This is a genomic window from Poriferisphaera corsica, from assembly GCF_007747445.1.
GTDB classification, from domain to species: domain Bacteria; phylum Planctomycetota; class Phycisphaerae; order Phycisphaerales; family Phycisphaeraceae; genus Poriferisphaera; species Poriferisphaera corsica.
Window position 1 is genome coordinate 4,064,523 of the sequence record NZ_CP036425.1, and the last position, 13,838, is coordinate 4,078,360.

Below are 13,838 nucleotides of genomic sequence, written 5' to 3' on the forward strand. Positions count from 1 at the left end.
TACCATGATCAACAGCATCACACTCCCTGTCGCCATGACCTTCATTGGACAGCAAACGGCTGACCCAACCCGCGATCATGTCTTTAAAGAGATGGCGAATCGTTATAGCATCGGGGTGTTCTGGATCGTGATTTTGGGTGTTTTGGGTGTCGTCTCCATCGTATGCCTGACCTTCCTTTGGCATCGCTACCGCAAACGCATGAATCGGCTAGAGCAGAAAATCAATGAGCGACGTGAAAGCACCTCTCCGCTCGCCAGTGCGTGGGAATCTGCAGCCGATCGCATGGACGACAAAAAAGTCATGGCTGAGTTTGGTGAAACCGATGCCCCACCACCGCAAGGCGCGGAAATCGATGATGCACTCGAAGCAGAGTACGACGAATCAGATTGGGATCAGCCCGACTGGGATCCGGATAATGAAGATAAAGGCAATCTGGATGATGACCCCAAAGATGGACCGCGGTATTGGTGATTGATCGATATTCGACGCGTGCAAATTATTCTGGCTTTTGAAGCTTGCATCGACCAGTGCCTTTGCATGACTCACATTCGTCAGCAGCACCTTCAATATGCGATAGGCAATGCTCAATCCGTGACGAGATTACATCGCGCATCATCGGATGCAAGCCGATCGGTGCTGTGACAACAAACGAAACATCTGGATACTTCTTTGCAGCAGCCTTGGTCAGATCTGGGATATCCTGATGCCAATGCTTCCCCGGCAGTAAAAAGTATGGGCACACCAAAACCTTTTTCGCACCTCTTGCAATACACTTATCAAACGCCGTTTCGATTGATGGCTCTGCCAACTCCATATGAGCAGGCTCAACGATCGAGTATTCGGTCTCTTCCGCAAAAGCTTCAACAAAAGCTTCCAGCATTTTATTCGATGCCTCGCGGCGTGAGCCGTGATCAACAATAATGATCCCCGTATGGGCCAGATCATGATCGTTTGGATTGAGTTCAGTGGGCGTCTGATTCATACACTTCATAATAGAGTAGAACGAGCTATGTGAATATCTGGCACAGTTAAAAAATGGACGATTCAGCAGTCGACTCGTGCTATAACTACTTTTTATCGAAACGACCTACTTCCAGAGCCAGCCAACGATCCAAGTATTTTCGCAAAACGCTCTAGAAACTGCAAATTTCTCAAATTCATTCAACCTATACATTGAGATTCCAAGGTCTTTAGACAAGCTACAAGTTTTTTAGTGTAAAGGTGAGTTTCAGCATTTGCTGCCCGCGCACAACGAATAACTCAATCTGTTTACCTGTATCCAGCCCTTGGATAACGGTCATCAAACGATTCATATCCTTAATCTGAACACCATTAATCTGGACAATCTGATCACCCTGCTTTAGCCGCAGCGAAACGAGCAGCTTGCTGATCGGCGTCCAGTAAATCTTAAATCCACTTGCGTTTGTCTCTTTGGCCTTTAGATCCCGGCGACGCATCGCTGTCACATCTGCGGTATACCAATTTAAAAATGAGCCATTAACCAAACCGCTATCCGAATCAGATTCAGTATCACGGTAAGCCAATCCTGAATCTCGTGTCACCAGATCAGACAACATCAATTGTGATAACGCCAGTAGCTTCGCTGCTCCCTCAGCATTAATCTTGTCCGAGGTATCTGACACACGATGGTAATCCTCATGCATACCGCTGAAGAAGAGAACTGCGGGGATCTGTTGGCCGATAAACGAGTTGTGATCTGACATGCCCGGACAATTCTCTCTGATCTTTAAATCAAAGCCTATCTTATGATTAGCCTCTACCGCAATATCTTGCCATGCCGAACACGTCTGCGACTCAAACATTTCAATTGCGTTCTCTCGTATCCGGCCCACCATGTCATAGTTCATCATGGCCACAACCTTAAACCCCTCAGACAGCGCGAGCTGATCTAAATGATTCACCATATATCGTGAACCCCATAACCCACGTTCCTCTGCGGAGAAAAACGTAAAAACAACCGTTCGTCTTCGATCAGTCTGATGCTCAAGCACATACTGTTGATACTTCTCAGCAAGCATCATGACCAGCGCACTACCCGATGCATTATCATCCGCACCGTTATGAATAGCATGTATACCTGAACGCGAGGCAACCTCACCGTACCCCAGATGATCGTAATGAGCACCAACAACAACCACTTCACTTGCTAAATCACCGGCCCCATCCACAATACCAATCACATTATCAACCTGCCCATTCTGGCGGTCTACAACTACCGTACCCGAAAGCTTGATCTGCTGAAACTCAACTGGCTCATCTTCACCACGATTCGCCTTAGATTCAAGACGTTTCATCATCACCTTCTGTTTCCCCTCCAGCTCAAGCATCTGCTCGAACAATTCTGCTTTCATGTGATACACCGGAATCGAAACAGCCTTCTCACCATAATCTGAAGCGTCAGTTGGAATCAATGACGAATATCTAAAGCTAGGGGGATCAACAATCACAACCGCAGAAGCGCCACGCCCTTCCGCTTGTTTTACCTTTTGTGGAATCGATGCATGCTCCGTCCACGGCACCTTAATCTTCAGATCTTTCGCCCACTGGCTCTTGCGTTCAGTCATAGGCTCATATCGAAACATCACAACCACTGCATCATCTACATCCACATCACCATAACTATCATATTCGTACGCGTCCGCAACAATGCCATACCCCACAAACACTACACGTTTATTTACAAACGATTGACTTGAAGACAAACCCAGTACATTCATTTTATTAGAATCAAAAACAATTTCATTTATCACTTCATGACTTTGAGTGACACGAAGTGATTTTTCTTTCGCAACCACTGGCATGCGAATCGACAATCTCTGTGTATATTGATTAGACGCTGCCTGTTCATTGATTATCCCCGGCCGCACTGCCATCTCTTCTAAATTCACGATCAGATAATCTCTTGCTTTCACAAGACCTGAATACCCTACACCCCTGCCCTGCAACTCATCCGATGCAAGATAATCAACCATGGCTTGATATCGTTCTGTATCGGAAGCCGATGCGACTTTTATTCTTTGAGTACCAACCGAAACCTGACTTACGCACCCAACGGATAACGCCAACATCAATCCGATTGCACAAAAATATAAACGCGTTTTATACACCGAGATTAAATGAAAGGTAATCATGCCGCCGATTATACCAACCGCAACAACACGACACAGGACCACAAATTCCTAATCTGAAACGATATCGCGTCAATTCCGTCATATTGATAGAGCAACGAGGAAAGCTCTAAAATTCCAAATTGATAACACAGCCTTCGCTGACAACCATTTGTGTATGATGGTTGTGCGCGACCGCATACCAGAAAGGACACACCATGCTCACAACACTCAGTGTTACAGTTAAAACCATGTTTCTTGAAAACCCTTGGCCACTCGCCGCCTCCATGGGTGTTTGCGGGTTTGCTTTCCTGGTCATGGCTTCCCGGCAAGGCAACAAACGCTATCTCAGCACCGGCATCACTGCCTTCATACTCGCAGCCATCACCATCACAATGGCCTACGTCGTCACCACACCCCGCGAAATCATCCTCAACAACACACGTCTTCTTGTTGCCGCCACTTCACCACTCGAAATGAAGCAGGTCGATCATTACATCGATCCATATGCCGTCCTATACGGCCCAAACAAAACCGCTTGGCTGACCTACGATCAAATCCAAAACATCCTCCCCACGGTCGTCAGTAAGCACAGTATCAAAGAGCAGAGCATCCGTTTACTCAACGCACAAGAAACCAACGACAACACCGTCGTCGCATGGTTCGGCCTCAGCAGCAAAATTGCCCAAGGCTTCCCCGTTCGCACCGATTGGCAACTCGTCTGGACCCGTCTCCCCGATAACCAGTGGAAGGTCATTGAAATCCACTTCCTTAAATTCCAAGGCAAATCCCCAACAGACGGAATCTGGAATCAATAACCAACTCTACCTGACACAAAGCACATTTCACGCACTTGGCAACAAAAACCGCTACCCGCATCAACATTTGGCCGATAAACTGCTAGTATCAACACCTATGGCCGCTATCCTTTAGCGGCCATTCACACAACAACTATTCCACGGTTAGAGTAGGTTGCATCATTACGTGCCATATGTCCTGCGAAACAATCGAAAGCAGGCTCATGATAAGATGCATTTTTACGTAACGACCCACTGGTCAACGAGCAAGTAACTTCGCAAGACGCTCTAGACATCCAATATCGAAAGATTCGTGGCCATGAACAAACCGATCACTTTACTATTGACGCTTCTCACCATTCTCACAGCCTACTCATCCTCCCTCATCGCTCAGGATCAGCAAGCAACCTATGATCTGCGCCCAGCCACGTGGAAAGCCAACCAAACAACGCGGTACGAATTCTGGAACCGCCGTGACCGCAACATCAACATGAGCTTCGCTGGCGATAGCCGCGATAGCACCGATGCTTATGAAAGTACTGGTGAAACCACATGGATCGTTGATCGTGTGAACGCCGATGGCTCAAGTACTTGCCGCATGAAAATCGATTGGCTCAAAATCACACTCATCGGCCCAACTGGTGACGAAGTCGCTGTCGATTCAAGAGAAAACAATCCGGCACCATACGAAGAATACGGCAACCTGCTCAAAGCCATGTGCTCCGCTTGGCTTACCTACGAAATCGGGGCCGATGGCTCAGTCAACTCTGTCTCCGGTATGGATCAAATGGTTTCACAAGTCGACAATCCCGACGATTTACCAACCGAACTCGACTTCATCGAATCCGCCAGCGACCTCGCCCAACTCATCGGCCCGCCCCCCGCACTCGTCATCGGTGGATCATGGCAGCACGATTTCAGATGGTCATACAACGTCGGCCTCCCCGGCGTTAAAGCCTTCATGAACTACGATATGGATTTCACACTAACCAATGTTGAGGACATCGAAACCATCCCTGTCGCCACCGTCGACGGTACCGGCAGCATGACGCTCGAAATCGATCAAGCATCCATCCCAGCTGAAGCTCCGCCTGTCAATATCCGTTTAATCAACTCTTCTCTCCAAAGCCAGGTTCTGTTTGACCTAACCCGTTCAGAAGCCGTTGGCCGCAACCTCTCGCAAGACGAAACAATCAACATCACAATCAGCACACCTAATGGCGAATTACTACAGGTTATCCAGACCAAACATCAGGGTCAGGTCTTGCGTCTAAGTGAGGAATAGCTCCCGATACTTGCATCCATATCACTCAATCCAAGCGTAAGTATATTCTCTCAGGCTCACCACACGCATCATGCGATATATAAACATATAGCGTGGTGATTGCCTGCCTATAATGGCTTGGAGAATCGTTATGATGCGCTCAAAACAAAAACTATTACTCTCAATCACCACGCTCGTTACATCCGCGTTCGCTTTCGGCTGTGCCTCGAATCAACCAACTCAAGAAGAGTATGCAGACGCTGAACAAAGAATCGCTGAAATCCGTGAAGCGCAACGCCGTGGTTTTTATCGCTACGAATACGATAGTATGCCAGGCCTCGCCATCGAATATCAAGTCTTCAACAACTCCTTCCGTGCACGCCCCGACATGCCGCTCGGCTACGAAGATATGTATCGAACCGATATGGAAATTGAAGAAACTGAAGATCCCATTAAGCGACAGGAAGAAGAGTTGCTCAGAGAAGAGGAAGCAGAAAAAGTCGAAGGTGAACACGAAAGCTCACCTGGCACAGACGACCGACGTCAATAACAATCTATTCACAAATTAGATTATGCCCGCGGATGAAACCGTGTCACCACCTCTTTTAACCGCGACCGATCCACATGCGTATACAACTCCGTAGTCGCAATATTCGAATGCCCGAGCACTTCCTGCACCACACGTAAATCTGCCCCACCTGCAAGCAGATGCGTCGCACATGAATGCCGTAACGTATGCGGATGCACATCAGCCAACCCCGCCGCCTTCGCATGACGCTTGATTATCTGCCAAACCACGACCCGCGTAATCGGCAACCCTGTTCGTGACAAAAACACATGCCGTTGATGCTTCTTGCCACCCAACAACTTCGGCCTCGCCTCCATCACATACTCACCCAGCGCACGCATCGCCGCATCCCCAATCGGCACGACCCGCTCTTTGTTCCCTTTACCCAATACCCTCGCCGCACCCATATCCCAATGCAGATCGCGCTCTTTCATATTCGACAACTCACTCGCGCGCAAACCCGACGCATACAACAGCTCCATCAACGCCACGTCCCTCACACCCAGCACGTCCTCCCGATTCGGCGCCGAAAGTAATGCCTCAATCTGCTCCTGCCCCAGCACATTCGGCAACCTTCGCCAAACCTTCGGCTGAACCATTTTCTCAGCTGGATCAACTTCAACATATCCACGCACCGACATAAATCGACTAAACACCCGTATCGTCGCAACATGCCGCGCAATAGACGTATCCACCAACCGTTGCTTCTCATGCAACCACGCCAAATGCTCCGCAATCATCTCCAAAGTCAGCTTCGCCCACGTACCAATACCCCGATCAAGCAGCCAATTCTGCAGATCATACAAATCCGCGCCGTACGCCATCAGCGTCGCCTGCGCAAAACCACACTCTAATCGACAATATTCAAGAAATTCACGAACCGGTTGCTCGAAGGGAACCGTATCCACCGCCATAACCGCTGCCTGACATACAGCCGACCCGTCCCCCACCAAACCGGGCATCACGGTACTCGCCGCATGCCTTGCCTTGTATCGTGATGGATTGGGTGCGGACTTCAACTACCGCCTTCTCCTTACGACTCTGCTCCGCCGTCATTTTTTGATACGTCGGGCACGTCATCGGGTTGTTCAGACAAATATGGAAAGCCTCGCTCAGATGCGCGAGATTAAACCGTGATGCACACCGCGAGTCTTTCGCGTTGATAAACGGGCACTGTGATGATTCTTCCTTGGATCTTGGCATGACTCCATTCTGCCTATATCAAACCATGGGAATTTATCGGCCATCACCCTCCTATAACCTAAATTATTCGCAACCCGACTTTCTTACTCCCCACCTCACACCACATCACTTTCCTATCCCCCTATCACAACTCCAGTTATCCACACCTCTCACCAAAATACCGTGGATAAGCAAGAATCACACCCACCATCATCCCCTCCGAGTTGATCCACTCGCAAAGTCCTTTACAATATCTCAACCAAATCCGTCCTCGGACGGCCCCATACGGCGACGTAGCTCAGTCGGTAGAGCGGGGGATTCATAAGCCCTAGGTCACAGGTTCAAGTCCTGTCGTCGCCATTACAAAATCACGCTGCTTGCGAGCAGCGTTTTTTTATGCCCTTTTTCACCCAAAACTACACATTCACACCAATCAAACCTCGGCAAATCATGTATCTACCTGCCCCCTTCATTCAGATACAATCCACACAACCTGCCATTATTTGATTCATATCCGTTACGCAGGCTCAGCAGCGATCCATTTTTACCTTCTCTTTCGCTGCACAAATATTTTAGTTCCGCTCGTACTCACCACACACCTTTCGCCACGTTATCGCTGCGCCACCCCTTCTCCCAGCCAGAGAACCAATCAAATGTCGGAAACGACTCAAACACTTGAAAACAAATCATTTACCCTTCCTCCCCCGCAACACAATCCAGCCCTCACCCTTTCCTCATCCGCTAGCCCTAGGTTAACCATACTCATCCTCATTCTCACCGACGCTTTCGCGCTCCTCTTTGCCGCCATTCTCGCCCTCATCATCCGCACCCCCTTCCAAAACGGCGTCTCCATCCCTAGCTATCTCCCCATCGTCCCCATCATCACGCTCTGCATCCCCGCTTTCGCCCTCGCCCGCCTCTATCCCGGCATCCCCCTCACCCCTGCCCGCGAACTCCGCACCATCACCCTCACCATCTCACTTTTCGCACTCACACTCGCTGCTCTCACTTTCCTCCTCAAAGAAGGTCCAACCTATTCTCGCGCCATGCTCCTTCTTTCATGGATGTTTGCCATCATTCTCGTCCCCTTCGCTCGCGCCATGACTCGCTCCATCTTCTCCCATCGCCCATTTTGGGGCTCCCCCGCCGTCATCATCGGCTCAGGCACCACCGCAAGAACCCTCCTTCGCTCACTCATCCATCGCCCAGAAATCGGCCTCAAGCCCATCGCCATCATGCGATCCCCCTACTCCTTCTCCGCACGATCCATCTTTCAAACCATCCCCGTCATCACAGATCTAAGCCCTGCCATCAACAACCCCAAACTCCTCCGCCGCGCCACCGCCGTCATCGCATTCGCCGATTTTGACTCCGATCAATACGAAAAAATCCTCAACATTACCTCACAAAATTTCCGTTCCACAATCCTTCTCCCCGCCATCCAACACCACGCCTCACTCTGGGTCACTACCACCGACATCGATGGCCAACTCTCACTCAAAATCCGTCACCACCTCATCAATCCCGCAAAAAGACTCACCAAAAACATCCTCGAAACCATCCTCATCCTCATCATCACACCCATCCTCTTCCCCATCTTTTCTCTCATCTGCATCCTCATCAAGCTCGACTCCAAAGGCCCCATCTTCTTCTTCCAAACCCGCATCGGTAAGCACGGCCTCCCCTTCCAAATGATCAAATTTCGTACCATGCAAACCGACTCACACCACCGACTCGAAGAGTACCTCAACCTCAACCCCAGTAAACGCATCGAATGGAACCGTACCCACAAACTCCAACACGACCCCCGCATCACACGCATCGGCCGCTTCCTACGCAAAACCTCCCTCGATGAACTCCCCCAACTCATCAACGTCATCCTCAGCGACATGGCCATCGTCGGCCCCCGCCCTATCTTTCCCAAAGACGTCAAACGCTATCAAGCCGACTTCGACACCTACACGCTCGTCCGACCCGGCATCACCGGCATGTGGCAAACCCACGGCCGAAACACGCTCACATATCCCGAACGCGTTCAACTCGATCTCTACTACGTCCGCAACTGGTCTATCTGGCTCGACCTCCACATCCTCATCAAAACCATACCCACCGTCCTCTTTGGCAAAGGCGCCTACTAAATCCCCTCCCCCCCCTGTTCGTATCACACAACTTCCAACTCCGCCCCTGACCTGCAGCGCACCACAATCATCCTCTTCATCAACTCCGCCCTTATCCCTGTTCGCATCACACAACTTCCAACTCCGCCCCTGACCTGCAGCACGCCACAACACCTTCCTCACCAAGCCCGCCACCGCTGGTGGCGGGGTGTCATACAACCAACGCCCAATCGCCTGCAACAAACAGCACCGCACCCGTATCTTCATGAGCACTCCAATCCCCCACCTTCATCTCCTAATCATCGATTAGTCTATTCGTACGAATTTCGCACCCCTAAAAAACCCTACAATTTATTGCAAATTGCCTACGAGAGCAGTTTGCATGAATACCCATAGACCTTGCCAGTAAATTACAGCAGCCAAGGATTGGTGAAATACCTTCGCCTTATGCGATCGACCTGCTGCTCAACACACGAATAACCACACAAAACGCTCTAAACACCTTTGTCTCCCCTGATTCCCCTCGCTATCATGCATTCTTTGTACTTTCTCAGTTATTCTTGAATATAGTTTCGTATCCATGCTCGCCAACGCATTTCTCGGCTGCAGCTCTGTACCATCAAAGTGAATCATCATGAACGCCCTCGAATCAAACACAGCTCAATGGATCGACAGCCAACAACAAAGCATGGTGCAACAACTCTGCGCTCTCGCTGAAATCAATTCCCACACCTACAACATCCCCGGCATCAACGCTGTCGCTGAACTCGTCACACAATTCGCCGCACCACTCGAACTCGAAGCCTCAACGCTCGCACCAAAACCCATCCCCAATATCGACTCAGATGGCAACTTCACACAAACACCCGTTGCCCCCATCCTCAAATTCACTAAACGGCCCAACGCGCCCATCCAAGCGCTACTCATGATCCACCTCGACACCGTCTACCCCGCAGACCACCCCTTCCAGTCACTCACATGGATCGACGACAACACCCTCAACGGCCCCGGCGTCCTCGACGCCAAAGGCGGCATCATCACCATGCTCACCGCACTCCAAGCCTTCGAGCAATCCCCCCACGCCCAAAACCTCGGCTACACCATCCTCTTCAACACCGATGAAGAAGTCGGCTCGCTCGGCTCCGTCGATCACATCCATCAACACGCAAAACAAGCAGACTTCGCACTCGTCTACGAACCCTCACTGCCCAACGGCCACCTCGTCTCCACACGAAAAGGTTCCGGCAATTTCTCCGTCGTCATCCACGGCCAGGCCGCACACGCCGGACGCGACTTCTTTGCAGGCCAAAACGCACTCTCCCAAGCCGCAAAACTCGCCACACAACTCGAAACGCTCATCAACCCCCAAAACGAAACAACCCTAAACATCGGTTACATCCACGGCGGCGGCCCCGTCAACGTCGTCCCCGACAAAGCCGTACTCAAATTCAATGCACGCATCCACGAACTCGAAACCCAAAACCAGCTCACCGCCCAAATCGACCATCTCATCGAGCAAATCAACCAAACCCCCGGCTTCTCCGCAACACTACACGGCTCCTTCTACAACCCGCCCAAACAACAAACCACAGCCCTTGCACAAATGATGCACGACATCCAAACGCTCGCCAAACAACTAAACATCGACGTACAATATCAATCCTCCGGCGGCGTCTGCGATGGCAACAAAATCGCCGCCGTCGGAACACCCGTCATCGACACACTCGGCCCCACCGGCAACCACATGCACAACACCAAAGAATTTGTACTCATCAACACACTCCCCCAACGCGCAAAACTCTCCGCCGCAATCCTCGCCGCCTACGCCTCCCAGCAGCTCCCATGCCCTCAATAAAACCCTCCCCGTACGCTTTCCCTCACCCCCATCAACAAACATAATAACCGTCCCACGCTTGTGTATGACGATTCATTAGAGCAGTTTGCATCATTATTTGCCGTATAAGCAGAAGCATCATCGACAGTAGGTTCACGTTAATAAGCATTCAATACGTAACGACCAACTAGTCAACACGGAAAATATTTACGCAAGACGCTCTAGAGGACACCACCATGACAAATACCGCTAACAAACCCGCGACTGCAGCCAACAAACTTATGCTCGACCCGCGCGTCACCCAAGCCAAAGCACTTCTACACGAAGCGCTCGCCGACCATGCCGCGCCCCTGAACAACGTCCGCCCACCCGTCGAAGAACTCAAAATCCCATATGAGCAAGCCCTTGAGCACACCGCAGCACTCCGCGGCGGTGGCCTCTTCTTCCCATACCTCGGCTCAGGCCTTGGCAACGGCCCATTCGTCGAGCTCGGGGACGGCTCCGTCAAACTCGACTTCATCACCGGCATCGGTGTCCATTTCTATGGCCACAACCACCCAGACCTCGTCGACACCTCCGTCGACGCCGCCCTCCAAGACACCATCATGCAGGGCAACCTTCAGCAAAACCTCGACACCCGCACACTCCTCGACCTGCTCATGCAGCTCGCGAAACTCAACCCCGAATCAAACCTCCAACATTGCTTCATGACCTCATCCGGCTCCATGGCCAACGACAACGCATTCAAACTCGCACTACAAAAAAACCATCCCGCAAGCCGGATCCTCGCATTCGAGCACAACTTCTGCGGCCGAACCATCGCCATGTCCTCCGTCACCGATAAAGCCGCCTACCGTGTCGGCCTCCCCACCACCCTCAACGTCGACTACGTTCCGTACTTTGATGAAACCGACCCCGAAGGCTCAACCGCCCTCGCCGTCAAAACGCTCAAACGTCACCTCAAACGCTACCCCGATCGCTACGCGCTCATGAAATTCGAAATCATCCAAGGTGAAGGTGGCTACAACCTCGCCTCGCGCGATTTCCACGTCCAACTCATGGAAATCTGCAAGGAAAACAACATCGCCGTCTTCGCAGACGAGATCCAAACCTTTGGCCGAACCACCAAACCATTCGCATTCCAACACTACAACCTCGACAAATACATCGACATCGTCAACATCGGCAAACTCTCACAAGTCTGCGCCACCTTCTTCACCGAACAATACAAACCCAAGCCCGGCCTCCTCTCCCAAACATTCACCTCATCCGGCGCTCAAATCCGCGCAGGCATCCGCATCGCCGATGAATTCCTCAACGGCGACCTCTTCGGTGACTCCGGCAAAATCATGACCCTCTCAAACCTCATGCGTGACAAGCTCCAAGCCCTCGCCGACAAACACCCCGGCAAAATCGCCGGCCCATTCGGCCTCGGCGCCATGATCGCCTTCACCCCTTACGACGGCTCACTCGACAAAGCCAAACAACTCATGATGAACCTCTACAACGACGGCCTGCTCTGCTTCCTCGCAGGCGGCAACCCAACATGGCGTCTCCGTATGCTCCCACCTATCCCTGCGATAGACGAATCACACATCAACCTCGCCATCGATCTCCTCGACAACGCACTCTCAAAAATGGACTAATCTTCGATTAGAAATAAACCTATCAAAAGGACGCTCGTTATGAGCGTCCTTTTTCATACCCTTTTCCACATCATTTTCCGGCCCCCTCAGTATTCTCCCTTATATAACCTCGCCTATCGATTTTAAACCCTCACAACCGGCTCCACGTACCCCAAAACGCTTCTTTTACCCTTATCACAACACAATAAACCGATACCATTCCTATATGCACATCATCCGACCGATCACCAAAAATGATGGCGAAGCAGTCCTCAAACTCGCTTCTCAAGCTGGCTATGGCTTCACCTCACTCCTCCCGCAAAAATCCTACATCCACGAACGCATCGAAGCATCCATCCACGGTAAGAACCTCCTCTTTGTTCTCGAAGATCTCTCCTCAAACACCGTCATAGGCACATCCGCCATCAAACCCAGCGCTGGCAAACCCAAAAAACCCTTCTACTCATTCCGCATCGAAACAGCATTCCGTAAATCCGAAACACTGGGCGTCAACCACGCCGTTCGCACACTCCATCTCTACCCCCAATTCAAAGGCCCCACCGAACTCGGCTCACTCATGATCCTCCAACAACACCGCAACTCACGCATCGGTCTCGGCCGCCTCGCTTCCCTTTCACGCTTCCTCTACATCGCTGAATCACCCTCGCATTTCAACCACAACATCGTTGCCGAAATCCGTGGCTTCTCCGACGCACACGGCCACTCTCCATTCTGGGATGCCATCGGCAAGCACTTTTTCAAAACCGACTTCGTCTCCGCAGACCGACTCTCCGCCATCGACAAACAATTCATCGCTGACCTCATGCCCATCTACCCCATCTACATTCCGCTTCTTCCTCAAACCGCCCGTAATGTCATTGCAAAACCTCACCCTCAAGCCCTGCCCGCTCAAAAAATGCTCCTCTCCGAAGGTTTCCGCTTCATCGACCTCGTCGACATCTTCGACGCCGGCCCCTCCATGCAAGCCTCGCGTGATACGATTCGCACTGTTCGTGAATCCGCACATTTCACCATCAAAGACATCGCCCCCGTTTCTTCCCCCGAACTCCTCGGCCGACATCTCGATCAACCCGACTCGCCCCGCAAAAACAACACACTCATCATCGCCACATTCACACCTACCTTCATCGCCACACTCACTCAAGCCCAAATCATCAAAGGAAAACGCGGCATCCGCATACCCCTCGAAACCGCACAAGCCCTTAATATCGACATCGGCGACACCGTCCGATTAGCACCCATCTATCCAGCCCCGTCTAATCTCCTGTTAGACGCCCATCCGCCAACGATCTAACCACCCA

At 51.2% G+C, this 13,838-nt stretch carries 12 protein-coding genes and 1 tRNA gene; 9 read left to right on the forward strand and 4 right to left on the reverse strand.

Annotation, left to right across the window (positions count from 1 at the left end):
• The first annotated feature begins 4 nt into the window (after positions 1-4).
• On the forward strand, positions 5-472 hold the full coding sequence (locus KS4_RS16515) for a hypothetical protein (protein WP_145080796.1): 468 nt from the start codon (positions 5-7) through the stop codon (positions 470-472).
• Between the two features lie 25 nt (positions 473-497).
• Here KS4_RS16515 and KS4_RS16520 read toward each other — a convergent pair whose 3' ends face one another.
• Together KS4_RS16520 and KS4_RS16525 are read right to left on the reverse strand one after the other, a co-directional pair.
• A complete protein-coding gene (locus KS4_RS16520) occupies positions 498-983 on the reverse strand; it encodes a CbiX/SirB N-terminal domain-containing protein (protein ID WP_200761378.1) in 486 nt (161 codons plus the stop codon).
• A 217-nt stretch (positions 984-1,200) separates the two neighbouring features.
• Positions 1,201-3,090: a M20/M25/M40 family metallo-hydrolase gene (locus tag KS4_RS16525; RefSeq protein WP_200761379.1), complete on the reverse strand. Its 1,890-nt coding sequence runs from the start codon at positions 3,088-3,090 to the stop codon at positions 1,201-1,203.
• A 257-nt stretch (positions 3,091-3,347) separates the two neighbouring features.
• Here KS4_RS16525 and KS4_RS16530 point away from each other — a divergent pair, with 257 nt between their 5' ends.
• The 3 genes from KS4_RS16530 (at position 3,348) to KS4_RS16540 (ending at position 5,740) form a co-directional block, all read left to right on the forward strand.
• Positions 3,348-3,947, forward strand: a complete 600-nt coding sequence (locus KS4_RS16530) for a hypothetical protein (RefSeq protein WP_145080805.1) — start codon at positions 3,348-3,350, stop codon at positions 3,945-3,947.
• A 298-nt stretch (positions 3,948-4,245) separates the two neighbouring features.
• Positions 4,246-5,211, forward strand: coding sequence for a hypothetical protein (locus tag KS4_RS16535; RefSeq protein WP_145080808.1), 966 nt, complete (start codon positions 4,246-4,248; stop codon positions 5,209-5,211).
• A 130-nt stretch (positions 5,212-5,341) separates the two neighbouring features.
• Positions 5,342-5,740, forward strand: coding sequence for a hypothetical protein (locus tag KS4_RS16540; RefSeq protein ID WP_145080811.1), 399 nt, complete (start codon positions 5,342-5,344; stop codon positions 5,738-5,740).
• A 20-nt stretch (positions 5,741-5,760) separates the two neighbouring features.
• On the opposite strand, the gene KS4_RS16545 is transcribed toward KS4_RS16540, so the two are convergent.
• Complete coding sequence (locus tag KS4_RS16545) at positions 5,761-6,720, reverse strand: site-specific tyrosine recombinase (RefSeq protein WP_145080814.1); 960 nt, start codon at positions 6,718-6,720, stop codon at positions 5,761-5,763.
• On the reverse strand, positions 6,632-6,961 hold the full coding sequence (locus tag KS4_RS16550; RefSeq protein WP_145080816.1) for a hypothetical protein: 330 nt from the start codon (positions 6,959-6,961) through the stop codon (positions 6,632-6,634). The genes KS4_RS16545 and KS4_RS16550 overlap by 89 nt, the downstream gene beginning before the upstream one ends.
• A gap of 266 nt (positions 6,962-7,227) precedes the next feature.
• Here KS4_RS16550 and KS4_RS16555 point away from each other — a divergent pair.
• The 5 genes from KS4_RS16555 (at position 7,228) to KS4_RS16575 (ending at position 13,831) form a co-directional block, all read left to right on the forward strand.
• Positions 7,228-7,300: transfer RNA gene (locus KS4_RS16555), tRNA-Met, on the forward strand.
• A 293-nt stretch (positions 7,301-7,593) separates the two neighbouring features.
• Positions 7,594-9,078: an undecaprenyl-phosphate galactose phosphotransferase WbaP gene (gene wbaP, locus KS4_RS16560; protein ID WP_145080818.1), complete on the forward strand. Its 1,485-nt coding sequence runs from the start codon at positions 7,594-7,596 to the stop codon at positions 9,076-9,078.
• 613 nt (positions 9,079-9,691) lie between these two features.
• Entirely contained in the window at positions 9,692-10,912 is a 1,221-nt protein-coding gene (locus KS4_RS16565; RefSeq protein WP_145080821.1) for a hydrolase, read from the forward strand.
• A 215-nt stretch (positions 10,913-11,127) separates the two neighbouring features.
• Entirely contained in the window at positions 11,128-12,537 is a 1,410-nt protein-coding gene (locus KS4_RS16570; protein WP_145080824.1) for an aminotransferase class III-fold pyridoxal phosphate-dependent enzyme, read from the forward strand.
• 205 nt (positions 12,538-12,742) lie between these two features.
• On the forward strand, positions 12,743-13,831 hold the full coding sequence (locus KS4_RS16575) for an arginine N-succinyltransferase (protein ID WP_145080827.1): 1,089 nt from the start codon (positions 12,743-12,745) through the stop codon (positions 13,829-13,831).
• Positions 13,832-13,838: the final 7 nt, after the last annotated feature.